Origin of the sequence: Psychrobacter cibarius (assembly GCF_016107535.1) — a bacterium.
In the GTDB taxonomy this organism is placed as follows: domain Bacteria; phylum Pseudomonadota; class Gammaproteobacteria; order Pseudomonadales; family Moraxellaceae; genus Psychrobacter; species Psychrobacter cibarius.
Genome location: NZ_JABASQ010000001.1, coordinates 417,446 through 436,348 on the forward strand (window position 1 = coordinate 417,446; position 18,903 = coordinate 436,348).

Annotated in this window: 17 protein-coding genes; 6 read left to right on the forward strand and 11 right to left on the reverse strand. The window is 42.9% G+C overall.

Annotated features, from left to right (window positions below; genetic code table 11):
* The first annotated feature begins 182 nt into the window (after positions 1-182).
* The 4 genes from ampD (at position 183) to JFC08_RS01855 (ending at position 3,801) form a co-directional block, all read left to right on the forward strand.
* Positions 183-767 (forward strand): 1,6-anhydro-N-acetylmuramyl-L-alanine amidase AmpD, encoded by a 585-nt coding sequence (ampD, locus tag JFC08_RS01840; protein ID WP_198329479.1) that lies wholly within the window; start codon positions 183-185, stop codon positions 765-767.
* A gap of 48 nt (positions 768-815) precedes the next feature.
* On the forward strand, positions 816-1,334 hold the full coding sequence (locus JFC08_RS01845) for a hypothetical protein (protein ID WP_198329480.1): 519 nt from the start codon (positions 816-818) through the stop codon (positions 1,332-1,334).
* 193 nt (positions 1,335-1,527) lie between these two features.
* Complete coding sequence (gene murJ, locus JFC08_RS01850) at positions 1,528-3,078, forward strand: murein biosynthesis integral membrane protein MurJ (protein ID WP_198329481.1); 1,551 nt, start codon at positions 1,528-1,530, stop codon at positions 3,076-3,078.
* A gap of 111 nt (positions 3,079-3,189) precedes the next feature.
* Positions 3,190-3,801 carry a hypothetical protein gene (locus tag JFC08_RS01855; RefSeq protein WP_198329482.1) on the forward strand — a complete coding sequence of 204 codons (612 nt, stop codon included), beginning with the start codon at positions 3,190-3,192 and terminating at the stop codon, positions 3,799-3,801.
* Between the two features lie 117 nt (positions 3,802-3,918).
* On the opposite strand, the gene JFC08_RS01860 is transcribed toward JFC08_RS01855, so the two are convergent.
* On the reverse strand, positions 3,919-4,518 hold the full coding sequence (locus JFC08_RS01860; protein WP_198329483.1) for a GNAT family N-acetyltransferase: 600 nt from the start codon (positions 4,516-4,518) through the stop codon (positions 3,919-3,921).
* Between the two features lie 263 nt (positions 4,519-4,781).
* Here JFC08_RS01860 and ribF point away from each other — a divergent pair, with 263 nt between their 5' ends.
* Positions 4,782-5,822, forward strand: coding sequence for a riboflavin biosynthesis protein RibF (gene ribF, locus JFC08_RS01865; protein WP_198329484.1), 1,041 nt, complete (start codon positions 4,782-4,784; stop codon positions 5,820-5,822).
* A 97-nt stretch (positions 5,823-5,919) separates the two neighbouring features.
* Here the strand turns inward: ribF and JFC08_RS01870 are convergent, their stop codons facing one another.
* From JFC08_RS01870 to JFC08_RS01885, 4 genes are all read right to left on the reverse strand, one after another.
* Positions 5,920-6,159: a DUF2789 domain-containing protein gene (locus tag JFC08_RS01870; RefSeq protein WP_045444148.1), complete on the reverse strand. Its 240-nt coding sequence runs from the start codon at positions 6,157-6,159 to the stop codon at positions 5,920-5,922.
* 219 nt (positions 6,160-6,378) lie between these two features.
* Positions 6,379-7,368, reverse strand: a complete 990-nt coding sequence (locus JFC08_RS01875) for a malate dehydrogenase (protein WP_198329485.1) — start codon at positions 7,366-7,368, stop codon at positions 6,379-6,381.
* A 372-nt stretch (positions 7,369-7,740) separates the two neighbouring features.
* A complete protein-coding gene (locus tag JFC08_RS01880; protein WP_198329486.1) occupies positions 7,741-8,382 on the reverse strand; it encodes a T2 family ribonuclease in 642 nt (213 codons plus the stop codon).
* Positions 8,383-8,915: 533 nt separating this feature from the next.
* Positions 8,916-11,054: a lytic transglycosylase domain-containing protein gene (locus JFC08_RS01885; protein ID WP_198329487.1), complete on the reverse strand. Its 2,139-nt coding sequence runs from the start codon at positions 11,052-11,054 to the stop codon at positions 8,916-8,918.
* Between the two features lie 386 nt (positions 11,055-11,440).
* Between JFC08_RS01885 and miaB the strand changes: the two genes are divergently transcribed.
* The gene (gene miaB, locus JFC08_RS01890) at positions 11,441-12,934 is read left to right on the forward strand and encodes a tRNA (N6-isopentenyl adenosine(37)-C2)-methylthiotransferase MiaB (protein ID WP_198329488.1); all 1,494 of its coding nucleotides are present in this window, start codon (positions 11,441-11,443) and stop codon (positions 12,932-12,934) included.
* A gap of 96 nt (positions 12,935-13,030) precedes the next feature.
* Here the strand turns inward: miaB and JFC08_RS01895 are convergent, their stop codons facing one another.
* From JFC08_RS01895 to JFC08_RS01920, 6 genes are all read right to left on the reverse strand, one after another.
* Positions 13,031-13,267 carry a hypothetical protein gene (locus JFC08_RS01895; protein ID WP_227697581.1) on the reverse strand — a complete coding sequence of 79 codons (237 nt, stop codon included), beginning with the start codon at positions 13,265-13,267 and terminating at the stop codon, positions 13,031-13,033.
* A gap of 150 nt (positions 13,268-13,417) precedes the next feature.
* Entirely contained in the window at positions 13,418-14,632 is a 1,215-nt protein-coding gene (locus JFC08_RS01900; protein ID WP_198329489.1) for an RtcB family protein, read from the reverse strand.
* 801 nt (positions 14,633-15,433) lie between these two features.
* The gene (locus JFC08_RS01905) at positions 15,434-16,168 is read right to left on the reverse strand and encodes a LysE family translocator (RefSeq protein ID WP_198329490.1); all 735 of its coding nucleotides are present in this window, start codon (positions 16,166-16,168) and stop codon (positions 15,434-15,436) included.
* A 145-nt stretch (positions 16,169-16,313) separates the two neighbouring features.
* Complete coding sequence (argE, locus tag JFC08_RS01910; RefSeq protein WP_198329491.1) at positions 16,314-17,534, reverse strand: acetylornithine deacetylase; 1,221 nt, start codon at positions 17,532-17,534, stop codon at positions 16,314-16,316.
* Positions 17,535-17,669: 135 nt separating this feature from the next.
* Positions 17,670-18,152 carry a nucleoside deaminase gene (locus JFC08_RS01915; protein ID WP_198329492.1) on the reverse strand — a complete coding sequence of 161 codons (483 nt, stop codon included), beginning with the start codon at positions 18,150-18,152 and terminating at the stop codon, positions 17,670-17,672.
* A 78-nt stretch (positions 18,153-18,230) separates the two neighbouring features.
* Entirely contained in the window at positions 18,231-18,884 is a 654-nt protein-coding gene (locus JFC08_RS01920; RefSeq protein ID WP_198329493.1) for a UPF0149 family protein, read from the reverse strand.
* Positions 18,885-18,903: the final 19 nt, after the last annotated feature.

Consider the following 18,903-nt stretch of genomic DNA (forward strand, 5'->3'; position numbering starts at 1 on the left):
AAAAGCCATATACGAGCCAGATCATTGAAATATCTTAGTTAAAGTGGCTGTTATCAAAGTTGTTACTATCAAAGCTACTGTTATCAAGGTAGCTATTATCAGACTGGCTATTAATTGATGAAAAATGGCTAGCAACCAGCGGTCAATGCCCACTTATTAATATCATGATAAAAGAGAATATTATGTCCATAACACCAATAACGATTAACGATGGCAGATTATCTGCAGCCACATACCTTGCATCACCAAACTGCAATCTGCGACCAACAGATATGACTATTGATACTATTGTTATTCATAATATCAGCCTACCTCCGAACGAGTTCGGAGCGTCTGATACTGACGGCATCCATTACGTTAAAGCATTATTTACCAATCAGCTAGACTGGGCGGCGCATCCCTATTTTCAAACGATTAAAGGCGCGGAGGTTTCGGCTCACTTATTCATCGAGCGTGATGGCACGATGACTCAGTTTGTCAATTTTAATGAGCGCGCGTGGCATGCTGGACGCTCTAGCTACTTGGGTCGCCCTGAATGTAATGATTATAGCATCGGTATTGAGCTTGAAGGGTCTGATTTTGTGTCCTTCACCGCCGCACAATATGAGGTACTTGCAAAAGTGGTCTGTGCCATTTATGCCGCCTACCCCAAAACTCGTCGTCATCTAACAGGTCATAGCGATATTGCCCCTGGTCGCAAAACAGATCCTGGTGATTATTTTGAATGGGCAAAATTACGTGAGATGGTCGCCGCTCTATTAAAATAAAAAGACTCACTTAACTTTAATAATTATTAACCATCGACTGGAAATATTATGACTTGGATTGAAGTGGTCGATTCAGCAGTGAAAATAGGTTTGGGCGCATTGATAGCAGGCGTTATTGCTTTTCTATTATCTTCAACACAACATCGTAATGAGCTTAAAAAAGCTAAAATAGAATGCGAGTTTGAGATGTTAAAAGAAGTTGCAGAAAAAGTAGAGAACTTTAATAGTATCACTTTGAATTACTGGGCATTCGCCACTGACTGGCGGCGCAGGTTAGTTTTAGATTCTTCGCTTCCTAAATCTAATGGATTATTAGATGCTCAAAATAAATTATTCGACAGCTTTAGTGAGCTAACGAAAGCGGAATCTTTATTACTACTATTTGGCTATAGCAACGCTCAAATTAAGCTTAGAGAATATGGCGAGACAGTTATATCTTTCAAAAAAAGAGTAGAATGCGTACATATCCCTTTCGACCCAAATGATACGACCAACTATAGAAAATCTATGATTGATAAACGCTCCGAGCTATTTATTCTCTTAAATGACATCTATAAAACTATTTAATTCTTAATCTGATTGTCGCAATTAAAAAATTATCGCTACTTATCAACGATTTTTTATCATTTTATATTCCACATCCAATCCATTTATCTCGATTATGAAAATGCTATAATCCGTCAGCTTTTTGATAGCAGCAACTTAGTAAACAACCATCAGTAAACAACCTTCATTAAACAAATTAGCACAATAGGTTCTCATGGCAAAAAGTCGGTTATTTCGTTCAACCATGGTGGTCAGTAGTATGACCATGCTGTCTCGTATTTTAGGTCTGGTACGCGATGTCGTATTGTTAGGCGTCTTTGGCGCTGGTGGTCTGATGGATGCCTTTTTAGTCGCCTTCAAAATCCCAAACTTTTTGCGGCGTCTGTTTGCAGAAGGTGCTTTTAGCCAAGCATTCGTCCCTGTACTGTCCGAATACAAAGAAAAATATAGTTTGCAGCAGGTACAAATCTTAGTCAGTCGTACTTCAGGCGCTCTGTTGTTAATTTTGTCGATGCTTACTGTGGTTGTTATTTTAATGGCACCGTGGGTCGTAACTTTATTCGCGCCCGGTTTTGCGGATCAACCAGGTAAGTTTGCTATTACCGCTGAATTACTGCGTTTGACCTTTCCTTATTTGCTATTTATTTCTATGACCGCCTTTGCCAGTGGCATTTTACAAAGCTACGGACGCTTTGCTGCGCCTGCCTTTGCACCAGTGTTGCTAAACTTGTGCATGATTGGTGGCGCATTAATTTTTGCTCCTATGTTCGATGTTCCTATCATGGCGCTAGGCTACGCGGTCGCTATCGCAGGATTGTTGCAATTCTTACTACAGCTGCCTCAGCTATGGCAACAAAAGCTGCTGGTCGCACCCAAGGTCGACTTTCAGCATGAAGGCGTTCGCCGTATTTTAAAACTCATGCTGCCTGCTATCTTTGGCGTCTCTGTCACTCAGATTAATCTGCTGCTCAATACCATTTTTGCCTCATTGATGATTGGCGGCTCGGTCTCTTGGCTGTATGCCGCAGAGCGTATGAGTGAGCTGCCGTTAGGCTTGATTGGCGTGGCAATCGGTACAGTCATTTTGCCCAGTTTATCAAAAAGTGAGGCGCAAAAAGACGATGTTAGTTTTAAAAAAACCATCGATTGGGCGGCACGCTTAATCATTTTAGTCGGTGTTCCGGCATCAGCAGCGTTGTTTATACTTGCCGATGTACTGATGCAAGCACTGTTTTTGCGCGGTGAATTTACCTTACGTGATGCGCAGATGAGTTCGCTCGCATTACGTAGTATGGCTGGTGGTATTTTAGGCTTTATGCTTATTAAAATCTTTGCCCCTGCTTTTTTTGCCCGTCAAGATACCAGAACACCCGTAAAAATCGGTATCATTTCTGTCTTTGCCAACATGATTTTTAGTGTCATTTTCATCGGTATATTTTATTTCTTAGAGATTCCGCTACATGGCGGCTTGGCCTTAGCAACCACGGGCGCGGCCTTTGTGAACGCAGGCTTATTATATTACTTCTTACATAAACGTGATATTTTCCGCTTTGGCAGTCATTGGAAAAAATTATTCACCCAGTTTGCGATTGCGACCAGCGCTATGATTGGCGTGCTTTATATCATGCTGCCTTATTTCCCTAGCGATGATGCGCAGTGGCGACGTATCGCCGCTTTGCTCATCATGTGTGCCGTGGGGGCACTGGTTTATGGCGTGGTATTACTAGCCACTGGTTTCCGTCCACACCAGCTAAAGCATGGTTAAGCAGCTTCACTTACGAAACCAAAACAAGCTTAGTAAGAGAATGGATAGTGAATGATGCGGATAGTTGCCATAATTAACCATTAACGAATAAATGAAATCTGAGGGCTAATAATGACAACCAAACGATCAACCTTACTACGCTTACCAACTATCCTGACCGCTGGTGTCCTTAGCACTGGACTGCTTTTAAGTGCTTGTAGCGATAACGATAAGACAGCTAATAGTGCCGAAGATACGGCAGCCATCGCTGAAGGCAGTTCTGATGAAAGCATTGATGCTGAAAATAGCGCTGCTAATCAAACGTCAGCAGTTGACAGCAAGCAGATGGCTGACAGTGGTAAAGCTGAAACGGCGATTGATAGTGATAATATCAACCCAGTCACTTCTGCGACCAAGCAAAAAAGCCTCGTAACCAATCCCACCCAAGCTGGTACGCCGGAAGATACTGTAAAGCAAGCACTAGATAGCTTGTATTATGGCGAGGTAAAGGAAGCTGTTAAATATTATAAAGTAGATATGGCAAACTTCGAAGAAGAGCTGGCTAAAACCCAGTATGCCTTTCAGCAAACCGTCGATGGCGTCACTATTACCGATACTCAATATAACGATGATAAAACCCGTGCCACCATCATTGGGGAGCTGATGTTAAAAGGACAAAGTGCGCCTGCACCGTTGACCTATCAGCTGCAAAAAATTGAAGGTCAATGGAAAATCCTAGGATAAGACGCTTTGCTATCCTCATTTAAAATCACTTTAGCTTAAGTTATTTTAGCTTAATTCACTTGAACTTGAACTATCTTATCTTCAATGATTTTATTTGATACCAATCAAAATTTAATATTAATCTGACGACACTGGCTTGCCAAGCATCACAACATCAGCGATAAAGCCTTGCATATCACACACTTTTGGCATATATCCCCATTGCTCAAAACCAAGCTTACGGAACAATCCTAAGCTTGGCTGATTGTGCGCAAAAATAAGCGCGATCACATTATGAATGCCTAGGCTTGGCGCTTGTGTCAACATCCAGCAGGTCAATAAACTGCCCAATCCTTGACCGTGATAATCCTGATGCAAGTAGACACTAATCTCAGTGCTGATATGATAAGCCGGTCGTGCATATAAATCGCTAAAGCTACCCCATGCAACGATTGTTGCTGTCTCTGCTTCTGCTGAATTTTGAGTGGTCTTATGCATCGCTTTTACGACATAAATAGGACGCGTCGGACTGTTTATATGCTCATCAAACCAATCTGCACGCTCTTCACAAGTCACTGGGGTGAGATTGGCAGTGGCTTGCTTACCTGCAATAGTCTGATTGTAAATCGCCAAAATCTCTGACAAGTCGTCTCTACTTGCACGCTGCACGACAAACTCATCAGTGAGATAGTGTTCTAACAAAACAGTTGGTACAGCATTCAAGGCAGCAACGGGCATAAGGTCTCCGTAATTATTAATTAATAGTCTATGAGTGATAATTGTTGCAAGATGATCCATCTATACAGAGGGTCATTACAGAAGTATGTGGACAAATATCACGGTATTTTAAGATGACAGAGCGGATAGCGCCATACTTTTATTGTCAGTAGACTATAGGATGTTAGTGTGGTCATTTTACTTTATAATGGCTGATTTTAAACACATTGATTTTGGTACAGGTGTGTTTTTTATCTGGTTTTATCTATCATAGCTGAAAATTTATGAACACCTATTTTCTTGAGCAACTGATTGCCTCGCCCAGTAATTTGACTGCAAATACTAGCCCAGTAGATTTAGCGCCCTGTGTGCTCACTATCGGTAACTTCGATGGTGTCCATCTTGGTCATCAAGCGATGCTTGAACAAGTCCGTGATATTGCGCATGCACAAAATCTTGGTTCTGCTGTCATGATATTTGAGCCACAGCCTCGTGAATTTTTTGCGCCAGCCACCGCGCCTGCTCGCCTCACCAATCTCGCTGAAAAACAAGCTTTGTTAGCAAAATATGGCGTTGAGACCTTGATTGTGGCAGGATTTGATGCAGAGTTTCGCTCGCTATCCGCCCAAGCATTTGCGGATCTTTTAGCCCTGCGCTTAAATGTCAAGGCGTTGGTGTTGGGTGATGACTTTAAATTTGGTCATGACCGTACTGGCGACAGTCAGTTTTTGCGGAATTATGGCTTAGATGTGACCAATCTACATACCGTCATCGATGATAGTGGTAAAGCGGCACGTATCAGCTCTACTCGCGTTCGAGACTTACTATTGGCTGGTGATATTGACGCTGCTAATGCGCTACTTGGTCGCGATTATGCGATTACAGGAATGGTCGTTGGTGGCGATAAAATAGGTCGCACCATGGACTTTCCTACTGCAAATATTGACCTACAGCGTTTAAAACCTGCCCTGCATGGTATCTTTGCTGTTGATGTCGTCAGCCTCGACGAGGATGGGCAAGTGATTGCTGATGGCTTATCGGCATTTGCTATAGATGGCAAATCAGGTATCTCAGGATTACGTTCCAATAGCCTCTTTGGGACAGCCAATATCGGCACTAGACCCTCTGTCGATAAACAACATGATTGGCGTTTGGAAGTGCATTTCCCAGAATTAAATGCCGATTTATATGGATTAACTTTACAGGTTCGATTTTTGCATTATTTACATGGTGAACGACATTATGATGGCTTAGAAGCATTAAAAACAGGCATCCATAATGATGTAAAAGCATTAATTGAGTGGCGAGAGCAGCAGCCCAGTTAAATTGCTAGTAAGCTTAAATGCGGGCGTCGATATTTATAATTTATAAAAAACCCACAGCGTTTATAACGTTTGTGGGTTTTATCTAATGGGAGTTTTTCTAAGCATCTGGATGCATACGTACGTTTAAGTCATCGATGACCTCTACCCATTCCGCATCTTTTTCCCATTCTTCTTGTAGAAAAGCACGCTGATTATCTGTCCAAATACTCGCTTCTATCAACTTCTCTTCTTTATCCAACTGATTATTTTCAATAAAACTATCAATCGCTGCATCTGAGCTATCAAGTCCCAACTGTGCAAATAATTCATTCATATTGTATTCTGGTTCACCCAACATAATTTTCTCCTTAAATGGTACGAGTGTCTTTGTGTTTATTATCTAAATTGACACATTTATTGTAGCAAGCTTTATTTTAATAGCTGTTAATCAACGTGTATCTAACGTTATCAATTGTATTTTGATAGGCAGACAAGACACAAAAAAGCCCTCTAATGTAGAGGGCTTTTTTAGATCAATTTCTATAAAACAGTTTTATGACATAATGACATTGGCGGCTTATGGAAGCAGGTGTGCTACTGCATCACGTTCTTCGCTAAGCTCTTGCTCAGTCGCTGCCATTTTCTCTTTAGAGAAATTTGATGACACATCAACGCCATCTACGATAGACCAATCACCGTTAGTACATGTGCATGGGAATGAGTAGATTAAGCCTTTTGCGATACCGTATTCGCCGTTTGAATAAACGCCCATTGATACCCAATCGTTCTCATCAGTACCCAATGCCCAAGTGCGCATATGTGCAATGGCCGCGTTGGCAGCAGAAGCGGCAGATGATGCACCGCGTGCTTTAATGATTGCAGCACCGCGTTGTTGTACTTCTGGGATATAAGTCGCTTCGTACCATTCGCGATCAACCAAATCTAATGCAGGCTTACCGTTGACAGTAGCAGCAGTCAGATCAGGATACTGCGTTGATGAATGGTTGCCCCAGATGATCATTTTTTTCACGTCATTTACTGTACTGTCAGTTTTGCCAGCCAACTGTGCCATGGCACGGTTGTGGTCTAAACGAGTCATCGCAGTGAAGTTACGTGGATCAAGATCTGGTGCATTGCGCTGAGCGATAAGGGCGTTGGTGTTGGCAGGGTTACCGACAACCAATACTTTTACGTCACGGCTTGCAACGTCATTCAATGCTTTACCTTGTGCTGAGAAAATCGCAGCGTTGGCTTCTAGCAAATCTTTACGTTCCATACCTGGACCACGCGGACGTGAACCTACAAGCAGAGCATAGTCAACATCTTTGAATGCAACGGTCGCATCATCAGTCTGCACAATACCTGCTAATAAAGGGAATGCACAATCTTCCAATTCCATGACCACACCCTTTAGGGCGTCAAGTGCTGGAGCGATTTCAAGCAATTGCAAAATAACTGGCTGATCTTTACCTAGCATCTCGCCAGATGCAATACGAAATAACATAGCATAGCTGATATTACCAGCGGCACCAGTGACGGCAACACGTAAAGGCTGTTTCATTGACATTGAATACTCCCTAATTATAGATTAGATAATTCATGATTCTGATTGATGGTTCTAATGGATGACTATCGTTGTAAATAGCGACTTGCCTACTGAATATAGCAGTCATAAACCGAGAGCTAGTGTAGCACTTCGTTCAGCAAATCGTCTAGAGACAATAAGACGCCGACCACCGATTATATTGTTACATTTTATACGGGAGGATTTTTATACCTACTGTAAACCTATACGGATAAAGTGCTAGAAAGCAATAAAAGGCAGCTGATAACAGCATTGAGAAGCGTTGTATACAGTGGATACAACACTTAAAATAAGCGAGTATTATTAGGGCGTGTCCTCAATTCAAACAATAAGCATTTAAATGGGCTAAAAAAACTATTTCCCACCCGAAATGACGAACTTACTGCCACAATTATTCACAACATTATGACATGTGCCAAATTCGCTCCCTTCATAACAAATATGGATATCTGTCAATGTTGATTGACGACGACTGCCCGCTTGGCAAATCAGATCAATACTGTTTGAGGACATACCGCTGTTAAGCTGGGTCATTTGACTGATAAATCGAGATTTAGAAACCGTATAGCTATTACCTGTATTAAGCTCATTAGGCAGCTTTAATGCGCCAGCGTAATTGGTAATCTGGCGAAAATAACTACTGGCACTGAGTGGACTACACGCCCCATAACGCTGCCAAGCTTGGCTACGTACTGTCGTATCAGGCATGATACGGTTGACGACTTTTAACTGTAACGGTGTCAGACGTGGCTCACTACCACGTCCGCAGCGCTCACCATATCCCATATCTAGACCTGATACTGTCAACGAATAACCCTCCAAGCATTGACGCATACGGGCACGCGTCGGCTGTATGCTACACAATGCTGGCGTCATCTCAATCATCAACACACGCTGTCCACTCTTAACAGCGCTCGCGGCATGTACCGGCATCATCATAATGCCTTGCAATATCACTAATGCACCGATACTTAGCGTCGTATTTAGTTTATCCATAGATGTATTAGTTATCGAGCTTGATTGGTTTAAATCTGGCGTCAGAGTAGATAGCGAGAGCATCTGCTGAATAGATGACTGATGCCTAACTTTTAATAACAGGGGCAGATTAAAATATTTTTTGATCATAGGGGCTGAAGGCATCTAGCAATGATAAAAACATGGGCTATCGTTTAGCTCATAGTGTTCGACGTATAAACACTGATAAAACTAAGAATAGAGCTAACAAAAATGTGTGCGTTGATTAATAAGCACTTATTATAAGCACGTATAAAAGACACTAATTGATGCAATGGTAGCAAAACGTTTTTTTTAATCTATAGCAGAAACGTAAACATAAGCTAATGATAGCATCAATAGTACAAAAATATTGCAATGTTAGCATGTCATCATCAGCGAGGTTGGGCGTCGAATTCGGCATCGCGTCAAGACAAAGCTAGCTTTGATTGCACGATCAAAAGTGACATAAAGTGACATGAAAAAACCATTAATGATTGCTCACGAATGGTTTTTTTGGTTTATACATTAGTACTTTAGAGCGCGGCAGGTATCGTGCCCATGCGCTGGCTAATAGGCTGACTACGACCTAATAGACTGCTATAAATGGTGGCATTTTCCATCACGTGCTTAACGTAATTACGGGTTTCAGGAAAGGCAATCGACTCGACGTACTGGTCGGCTGCGAGCGAACCATATACTGGTTGCCAACGCTTGGCATTGTTCGGACCCGCATTATAGCCAGCCGTTGCCAACACAGGTTGACGGTTTAGCTTACCGAAAATATCACCCATATACCATGTGCCGTAACGAATATTGGTATCGCCACTATTGGCACGGCTGGCGCTATAGGTCTCACCTAAGTTACGAGCAATGTATTTTGCCGTGTCAGGCATCACCTGCATCAAACCACTGGCACCAACATTTGAGCGTGCTGATGCAACAAAGCGACTTTCTTGACGCATGATGCCATAAGCCCAAGCAGGATCGATACCAGCAGACTGACTATAACGTACGACTGCATCTTGATGCGGCATCGGATGTGATAACGCTAAGCTGTCTACTCTATCAGTATTATCAACGGCATAAATTGCTCGGTCGAGCCAGCCCATATCATAGGCTTGACGAGCAGCGGCAATAATCAAGTTATCATCACGCTTGTCGCGCGCCTGCTTTACCGCCCAGTTCCATTCACGATTGGCATAGGCACGGCTGGCGTCAGCATTATATAGAGCAAAAGCCCGCGCAAAGTTGGCATCTTGCATGACACGTGCGCGATCAGCGGTACTGACATTTGGTAAGTTATTACCACCCAAACGACTGGCATCAAAACGCTGACCCACTTTATCCTTTGCCATTAAGCCATAATAGTCATTATTTTTTGCCAAGTTTTGATACATTTTTTTAGCAGTATTACGCTTGTTAGCATCGCTCGATTGCTCGTAAGCGCGAGCCAGCCAATATTGCCACTGGTCACTTTTTTGGGTTTCAGCCTCCATTTTTGAGATGGCTTCGACCACATCATCCCAACGGCTAAAACGAATCGCTGCCATGGCATAATCTTCGGCTTCTTCAAAATTAAAATCTTCGTCTAGGCTATTGCGGAACCAGTCAACCGCCTCAGCATTAAAACCATCATCCGTATTATGATTCATACGTTGCACCCCAAGGATACGATACGCATAGCGACGAGTCTCCGCATTCAACAATTTAACTGAACGCTGATTGTCTTGCTTAACATCAAAATCTAACTGTAATGCAGCTTCACGGTAAGACTTGTCAGCAACGCGTCCTATGGCATATAGGTATAGGTATTGATTGTTTTGACTGGCAGGCTCTCGACTAAAACGGCTAAAAAAAGCAGACGGATTCAGTTGAATCTCACTCAATGCTGAATAAGCAATAGGCGTTCCTAAACGTGATGACAATGCCATAATGTCACCCGTTTTGCCTTTGCGTAGCATACGCTTGAGCCGCGCCGCGCGATCCTGATTGCTAATCAGCGCGTTATTATTCATCTCCATCGCGAGCTGGTCACACAAGGCTGGCTGCTTTTTGGTCGTCAACCAAACTTCAGACTTGGCTGCCATAGCCCGCATAGTATCGCCACCATTATTGAACCCAAGCGCAACCGCACAGCGCTCACTGGCATCCGCATTGGTAATCAAATTCGCAACTTGGCGTACTGAGGCATAATCATTGGAGCCTGCTTTGGTCTCAGCAAAATCCGCCACCAGCTTTTCTGCCATCACCGTATTTGGATATTGACGCACAAACTGTGACACTGCCGCCGAACTTTGCGAATTAAGATCTAAATTCATCCGCCAATAAGTGGGATACATGGCAAACAAACCGCCGCTCATGGCTTGCTCATAATTGTATAAGGCACTGACATCACCGCGTTCTGCCGCAATTGCCGCTGCTGTAAATGAGCTCACACCATTGTCTGACTGATAGCCACTGTTTTGTTGATAGCTGCCTTCTTGCTGATAACTGTCCTCTTCGCCCCACGTCAGCTCAGCACAAGCCACCTGTGACAATCCTAGCGCACTCATTGCTGTCGCCAAACTTAACGCACTGACTCGTAGCGTCCTTGCTTTCATTCGTTTTGCATCTTCATTTTGCTTAATAGATTCTCTATCCTTGATGCTATGAGCAACCTGCGGCTTTGTCATACTGACTCTCTTTGTAATGTGTCCAAATGATTTGGCTAAATAATATATTTAGCATAACAATGCCAAAACGGCGTAAATCGCGATTTAATCAATCGCGCTAATATGGTCGCATTCATCATACTATACTCGTTGCACTTTCAACCATCACCTTTACCTTTTGTTAATAAATACGATAGCACGGTGTAACATAGAAGTGATAGCAAGCCATAATTTTTCCAAACGCGTTATTAGTAGCAGTAAACAATTGATACTGTTATAAATAATTTATCATGACGACCAACAATTGACCCTGCTAATTTTTCACATTGTCATAGGGTTGTGATAAAATACGCCACCTGTTAATCACCTATCACGCTATATTTTTAGTCAATCATGGACTTATCCTTATGAGTGTTACTGTATTTAATCCCCGCATCGATGACACTGCTGTCGCTGAAACAACCGCTACTGCGCCTGCTGTCACTGCACTCAAAGAATCAAGTTCAGCCCAAGCGCCAGTCGAAAAATCAGCAACCAAAAAAGTCTTTGTCACCACGCAGGGCTGTCAGATGAATGTCTATGACTCTGGCAAAATGCTTGACGTACTAGGCGACTCACATGGTATGGAAGTCACTCATGATATCGATGAGGCCGACGTACTACTGATGAATACCTGCTCTATCCGCGAAAAAGCGCAAGAGAAAGTATTTTCAGAATTGGGTCGCTGGCGCAAACTAAAAGAAAAACGTCCTGACCTCGTCATTGGCGTCGGTGGTTGCGTAGCTTCGCAAGAAGGCGACAACATTCAAAAACGTGCGCCTTATGTCGACATGGTGTTTGGCCCGCAAACCTTGCATCGCCTGCCAGAGCTGTATGACCAATCACATGAACAGCGTGAGATTGCACCAAAAAATCGTATTGGTACGATTGATGTATCCTTCCCGAGTATTGAAAAATTCGACTTTTTGCCTGAGCCAAAAGTAGAGGGATTTAAAGCTTTTGTTTCTATTATGGAAGGCTGCTCGAAGTATTGCTCATTTTGCGTGGTGCCTTATACCCGCGGTGAAGAATTGTCACGCCCACTTGATGACGTATTGGCTGAAATTGACAGTCTTGCCGCTCAAGGTATTCGTGAAATCAACCTATTGGGTCAAAACGTCAACGGCTATCGCGGTGAAAAAGACGATGGCAGCATTTGCCGTTTCGCTGAGCTGTTGCACTATGTCTCGCATGTCGATGGCGTTGAGCGTATTCGCTATACGACCAGCCATCCGCTAGAGTTCACTGATGACATCATTGATGCCTATGCACAATTGCCAGAGCTGGTATCACACTTGCACTTGCCTGTTCAAAGCGGCTCAAACGCTATCTTGGCAGCGATGAAGCGCAATCACACGATTGATGTCTATATCAATCAAATTAATAAGCTAAAAGCCATTCGCCCTGATATTCACTTGTCGAGTGACTTTATCATTGGCTTCCCTGGCGAGACGGATCAAGATTTCCAAGATACTTTAAATCTAGCCAAAGAATTGAACTTCGATCATTCTTACAGCTTTATCTACTCGAAGCGCCCAGGCACGCCAGCCGCTGAGTTGCCAGATGATGTGAGCTTCAAAACTAAAAAAGAGCGCTTGGCAGAATTCCAAAAAGTTATCATTGATTCAACACTAGCGAAAACGCATGAGATGGTTGGAACCACCACTCGCGTTTTGGTGGAGCAAGTTGCCAACCGTCATCCTGATTGCTTAATCGGTACGGCAGATAACACCCGTACGGTTATGTTCCCTCATGATGTTGAGAGAATGGATGAGATGTTAGGTAAACTCGTGAGCGTACGTATTACTGATTTCGTCAGTCCACATATGGTAAAAGGTGAGCTAATCGAAGTATTGGCGTAACTGTTAAATTATAAGTTTGAGCAAAAATAAAAAAGCCGTTCCCTATCATAGCGAACGGCTTTTTTTGTTTAAATTTAAAATTAAGATGAACGACTGCTACTCCGAAAACCAGTCCGTTTGACGCAATTGCTGCTTGGTCTCACGGCGACGTTTTTTTCGGACGATATCGATATCTTTCTTTTCGTGAATACCACCTTTTCTTAACAGTGGATCCAATGCCAAATAGTTGCGCGGCTTGACTGTACCTAGCGAGTGTTGAGCACCTGTTTCAGCTTGCTGTTCTAACTGCCGCTCAATCTGTTTGGCCTTTTTTAAGGTTTGTTTTAAGCTCATATTGTTACCTATACTTTTAATATATATCAATCTGTTTTGTCTGTTCGAGTGACGGCATAGTGAGGCCACGACTAGGAAATCGAGCGCAAATAGTACACTTAGTACATTTAGCTCGGTTGACATCGTCGTGGCTCGCTATGGTTTAACTCGTTAGCCTTTAATACACATCACCTGCTTCAGCGTATGCACCACTTCTACTAAGTCAGATTGATTCGCCATTACTTCATTAATGTCTTTATAAGCGCCAGGTATTTCATCGATGACGCCTTTATCTTTGCGACATTCGACACCATCTGTCTGCGCTTTTAACTCATCAATAGTGAACGCTCGCATGGCTTTACCACGGCTCATCTGTCGTCCTGCCCCGTGCGAGCAAGAGCAAAACGATTCCTCTGCGCCTAGACCGCGCACAATAAAAGACTTTGCGCCCATAGAGCCTGGGATAATGCCGAGCTCACCTGCATAAGCACTGATCGCACCTTTACGAGTGACATAGACTTGCTCACCGAAATGCACCTCTTCATTGACATAATTATGATGGCAATTGATGGCTTCTTTGGTCAACTGAAATCGCGGTAACCCCGCTTGTGGCGACTGCAATGACTTGATGACCAAGCGCATCATCTCACGGCGATTTTCTAGCGCGTAATCCTGCGCCCAGCCCACCGCTTCAACATAATCAGCAAAGCTATCAGACCCTTCAGCAAAGTACGACAAATCATGATCTGGCACATGACCAAAGCGCGATTGACGCTCTTTTTTGGCAAGGTTAATAAAGTACTGGCCAATACAATTACCAATACCGCGACTTCCAGAGTGCAGCATTACCCAGACGTCTTTGTTTTCATCCAAGCAAAGCTCAATGAAATGATTGCCACCACCCAGTGTACCGAGCTGCTTTGCCCAAGTGCGCTCAAAACCTTTGAGCATTTTGAGCAAACCTGGATGCTTATCAGTAATCGGCTTTAAGCGCTTGCCTAGTGGATCAAGCGTTGAGTTCTTGGCTTGGATTTGTTTGTGCATGTTGAAGCCAACAGGTACTTGCTGCTCAATGATCGACCGCAATGACTTTAAACTGTCAGGCAGATGACTCGCTGTCAGTGACAAACGCACCGCATTCATACCGCAGCCGATATCCACACCAACGGCGGCAGGAATGATGGCTGATTTAGTCGGAATCACACTACCGACTGTAGCACCTTTACCAACATGCACGTCAGGCATAACTGCAATGTGTGAGTGTACAAACTCCAACTGGGCTAAATTGCGTAGTTGCTGTATCGCTCCTTGCTCAACATCCGAGGTATAAATTTTGACTGGTACGCCGTGTTTACGATTTTCGTTTAATACTAATTGAATGCTCATAATTTATATTTTCTATTTTATTATTTTGGAACCATGTAACGTATTTTTCATTTATCTATTTTTACAATTTTTAGACATTACTTATCCATCTCAATTAAACAAAACGTTTAATAATAATGTTATTTAATAATCTATAAAATTTAGGCAATAAAATACCGTATTTCTATTAAATGAAAAATTAATAGAAATGCATGGTTAGTTTATTATGGACGTTTTAAAGGAAGATTTTACCGTACCAAAATTGAAAGCATAAAAATTATGCATACAGAAGGGCATACGTTAAACGATGGCGTAAGTAACCTAATTGGTAATAGCGGTAAAGTAAAATGTTAGATAAACAGACAGCAGTAAGCGCAATATGGCTTAGCACGATCGCAGAGCGATTTTGGCACGGTAGACTTAGAAGAGGAATAGCGCAAGTAGATACAGAAGACTATGCGTTGATATCATTCAATAGGATATCACTCAGTAGCTTATATATAAATTCAGCCAAACCTGTTCGAAGTCGTCATTGCTGTCAGGTAGTTTACACATTCAATCTTTAAAAACGTCTTGATAGTTAAATAGGACACGATGATTCCTCCGTAGGTTGTGGCTAATTATTGTAAACAATAGTAGCAGAATTATTGGAATGACTTATCGCCTAGATACAAGCTAACAAATCAATGTTGTAATAATAACGATTTAAAAAATAAAGTCAATAATTAATTTTAATTAAATAAAAAAATACATTTCATTAATCATGTTATTTAAAAAGTGTTACTTTGAGAGTGTTATTTTAAATATAGAACTAAAAAACCTTTAAACCATAAAGCTATTTATGACTTCAGCCAATAAAGCGGCTGCAATGATGATAAATATGACGCCGCAACCACGATTGAGCCACGCTAAACGATTGCCAACATCGAGCCAACTTGCCAGCTTTGTACCACCCAAGGTATAAACGATTTGCCAAATTGTTTCACTTAAGAACAACCCTATCGTTAATAAAAAATATTGCGGCCATAACGGCGCACTAAAATTGATAAATTTGGGGAAGAAAGCGGCAAAAAATAAGATGGCTTTGGGGTTGGATAGCGATACCCATACACCTGTACGAAACAAGGTCACATTGCTTGGCAAGATTCTCACCGCTTCGCTTGAGAGCGAACGTGGCTGCGGTGTACCAGCTGTATCTTCACTGTCAGAAATAGAATATTCAGCCGCGACTTCTTCGCTCATTTCACGAGCATCACTCATCAAGCTGCCATCGCCTACATCGCGCCAAGAGCTAATACCCAGATAGATTAAATAAGCCGCACCCACTGCTTTAATGATTGTCAACAACCAAGGCGACTGGCGACTAATCACATCGAGTCCAAGTAGGGTCGAAAGCAGTAATATAAATAGCCCAAGGCTCAGTCCTGCCAGCGTCCACAATGTGCGCTTTACGCCATAGTTCATGCCATACTGAAACGCGAGCAGCATATTGGGACCTGGGGTCGCTGAAATAAAAAACGTACTTGCAAAGAATACTGCAAACAGATGCCAAGACATCGACCAACCCCTACTTTGTTATTTATAAAAATTTATCGTAATAATGCCAAACTGCTAAAAAATAAACACCGCCATAACGACGGTGTCTCTTCTGCTAACTCGTCACTTGCTGATAACAGAAAGGAACACTTGCTGATTCAATCCATCAATTGATCGTACAGCTGTCTAATAACTTCTGTAAAAAACTATCACAGCGCTCAATTTCACTCAGCTCGACATATTCATCGGCTTTATGTGCTTGCTCAATACTACCGGGACCGCAGATAATCGTTGGGATACCAGCATTGGTAAATTGCCCGCCCTCAGTTGCATAAGCCACTTTATGACGCTCGTTATCTCCAGTCAGTGCGGCTATTAACGATTGCAATTCAGCACTGTCGTTATCAGTCATTGCCGGTACGCTTTCTTCTTGCATCAGCTCAATGCCAGTATCGGCAGCACGTGCCTGCATCTGGGCATTTAATTCTGCCACTTTCGCTTGAATCGGTGCAAGAATATCCTCTTGCGTCATATGCGGCAGATTACGATAGTCAAAGGTAAACTCGCACAGATTGGGGACAATATTGGTTGCCGTCCCACCTCGAATCGTGCCTACAGACAATGTGGAATAAGGCACATCGAACAGTGCATCATTATCACTGCGATGACTAATCTCTTCTGCCAACTCATCGACATAACCAATCAAACGACTGGCATAGCTGATAGCATTGACACCTTGGGCGGTCAATGACGAATGCGCAGACTTACCATGGACGCGGCAACGATAAACGGCAATGCCTTTATGTGCCACAACCATCGTCATATTGGTTGGCTCACCGACGATACAATAATCAGGTGTGATACCACGCGCTTTCAAATCTGCCAGTATCAATGGCGCACCCAAACAGCCCACTTCTTCATCGAATGACAATGCTAAATGCAGTGGACGACGTAACTGACCGCTATTTGATAACTGCACAGCGCGTGGTAATAACGTCAATGCACAAGCGATAAAGCCTTTCATATCACACGCACCGCGTCCGTATAGCTTATTGCCACGTATCGTCGCGGTAAAAGGCTCTGATGTCCATGCTTGCCCGTCGACTGGCACGACGTCAGTATGACCAGACAGCACGAGACCATGATTGACTTCGTCAGCGTTTGCCCCTGCTGGCACAGTAACGAATAGATTGGCTTTGTTTTTGGCTTCATTAAAAGTCAAGTCTACTATCAAACCCAATTGTTCACAGTAGGCTTGCACATCTTTAATCAAGGCTAAATTTGAATGGCGACTGACCGTATCAAAGCCAATCAAACGCGTTAGCCAATCGATACTATGCGCAGGGTAAGACGTATTTTTGAGCTGATTATTATTGTTCGAAGTCATGAAATATCCTTATCACGATATAATACCGATTTTAGAAATACGGTTAGCGATGTTAAATTTTCCAAGCCTATTAGATGTAGTACTCGCACTCATTTTTCGCTACTGTAATTTCTGGAATGGTAAAAATAGAAAGCGTTAGCTTTTTTGCAATGAACGCCTTTGTAAATCTTTTACCTCTTCATCCAAGCCTGCAATCGGACCTTGTACTGGTACATTTGGTGCTACTTCTTGAATACTTAATGAGTTAATTGGTGATGAGGATTTTACGCCCATCTCCTCCATCCATTCATCCAACTGTTTTGATGAGCTGACATAAACGATACGACCAAGCCCTGCCCACGCATGAGCAGCGGAGCACATGGCACAATGTTCGCCTGAGGTATAAACCACCGCTTTTGTACGCGCGTCAGTAGTCATATTCTCTGCGGCCCATTTAGCAACGGCAATCTCAGGATGATAAGTAGCATCGACAGAATTGGCACGATTGCGATCTTCATGCAGCACATGACCGTCGCCGTCGACTAATACGCTACCAAATGGCTCATCGCCCGCCTCGAAAGCTTCAGTAGCAAGCTCAATAGAGCGGCGTAAATGAATCATATCATTGTCAGTTATCATCTCCATCTCCTTTTATCACTTCATACTAGGACGTGTTGAATATCAACTCATATCAAAGCATTTACGATAGCGTCTTTATTATGAAGGACGGTTTTGATTCATCGCATCAACGACTGGTGGCATTGGCTTTGGTAACTTGCCTTCTGCCTGCAGCTCTTTGGTGGTTTTTGCATCGATAGCCAGTCCAGCAATCAGGGCAATATCTTTGACAGGTTTACGCGTGCGGGTGGCAAAGCTCACTGGCACCATGCGCGCAAACTCATAAATATGCAGATAAGACTCTTCGCCACCTTCAAAGTTTTCGTCATCTTCTAAGCGAATACCACCGATTTTAGCCAAATCAGACAACATCTCATTTTCGTCACCACTTAGACCACAGTCGGTAATCCCAAAACCCGTCATAAAACCATTTGCCCACTGTTTCAATGCCATCACGCGCTCGTACAAATCATGTTCATCATCTGGTATTAATGGCGTGTAAGAATAAGCATCGTCTTTGTCTTTAAGCTGAAAAACCGTGTCTTCCGCTTCTTCTGTTAACAGTGTCAATGCCTCATCAGGTAAAGGCGCAAAACTGAGCTCCTCAAATACCTTAGCCCATACTTGCTCATCAGGCGCATTACAGGCAGTCATAAGCCCTGTCATCAAGCCGTGCACTTCGCTGATAGACACGTCAGTCCAGTCATCAAAAGCAGTCAGCCATGTATTCCAGCCAGATATATTGTCATTCATAATAAAGATCCTAGTGATT

Bases quoted from the DNA above. Each gene is read 5' to 3' on its own strand.
- ampD (WP_198329479.1), top strand. From the start codon at position 183: ATGTCCATAACACCAATAACGATTAACGATGGCAGATTATCTGCAGCC.
- JFC08_RS01845 (WP_198329480.1), top strand. From the start codon at position 816: ATGACTTGGATTGAAGTGGTCGATTCAGCAGTGAAAATAGGTTTGGGC.
- murJ (WP_198329481.1), top strand. From the start codon at position 1,528: ATGGCAAAAAGTCGGTTATTTCGTTCAACCATGGTGGTCAGTAGTATG.
- JFC08_RS01855 (WP_198329482.1), top strand. From the start codon at position 3,190: ATGACAACCAAACGATCAACCTTACTACGCTTACCAACTATCCTGACC.
- JFC08_RS01860 (WP_198329483.1), bottom strand. From the start codon at position 4,518: ATGCCCGTTGCTGCCTTGAATGCTGTACCAACTGTTTTGTTAGAACAC.
- ribF (WP_198329484.1), top strand. From the start codon at position 4,782: ATGAACACCTATTTTCTTGAGCAACTGATTGCCTCGCCCAGTAATTTG.
- JFC08_RS01870 (WP_045444148.1), bottom strand. From the start codon at position 6,159: ATGTTGGGTGAACCAGAATACAATATGAATGAATTATTTGCACAGTTG.
- JFC08_RS01875 (WP_198329485.1), bottom strand. From the start codon at position 7,368: ATGTCAATGAAACAGCCTTTACGTGTTGCCGTCACTGGTGCCGCTGGT.
- JFC08_RS01880 (WP_198329486.1), bottom strand. From the start codon at position 8,382: ATGGATAAACTAAATACGACGCTAAGTATCGGTGCATTAGTGATATTG.
- JFC08_RS01885 (WP_198329487.1), bottom strand. From the start codon at position 11,054: ATGACAAAGCCGCAGGTTGCTCATAGCATCAAGGATAGAGAATCTATT.
- miaB (WP_198329488.1), top strand. From the start codon at position 11,441: ATGAGTGTTACTGTATTTAATCCCCGCATCGATGACACTGCTGTCGCT.
- JFC08_RS01895 (WP_227697581.1), bottom strand. From the start codon at position 13,267: ATGAGCTTAAAACAAACCTTAAAAAAGGCCAAACAGATTGAGCGGCAG.
- JFC08_RS01900 (WP_198329489.1), bottom strand. From the start codon at position 14,632: ATGAGCATTCAATTAGTATTAAACGAAAATCGTAAACACGGCGTACCA.
- JFC08_RS01905 (WP_198329490.1), bottom strand. From the start codon at position 16,168: ATGTCTTGGCATCTGTTTGCAGTATTCTTTGCAAGTACGTTTTTTATT.
- argE (WP_198329491.1), bottom strand. From the start codon at position 17,534: ATGACTTCGAACAATAATAATCAGCTCAAAAATACGTCTTACCCTGCG.
- JFC08_RS01915 (WP_198329492.1), bottom strand. From the start codon at position 18,152: ATGATAACTGACAATGATATGATTCATTTACGCCGCTCTATTGAGCTT.
- JFC08_RS01920 (WP_198329493.1), bottom strand. From the start codon at position 18,884: ATGAATGACAATATATCTGGCTGGAATACATGGCTGACTGCTTTTGAT.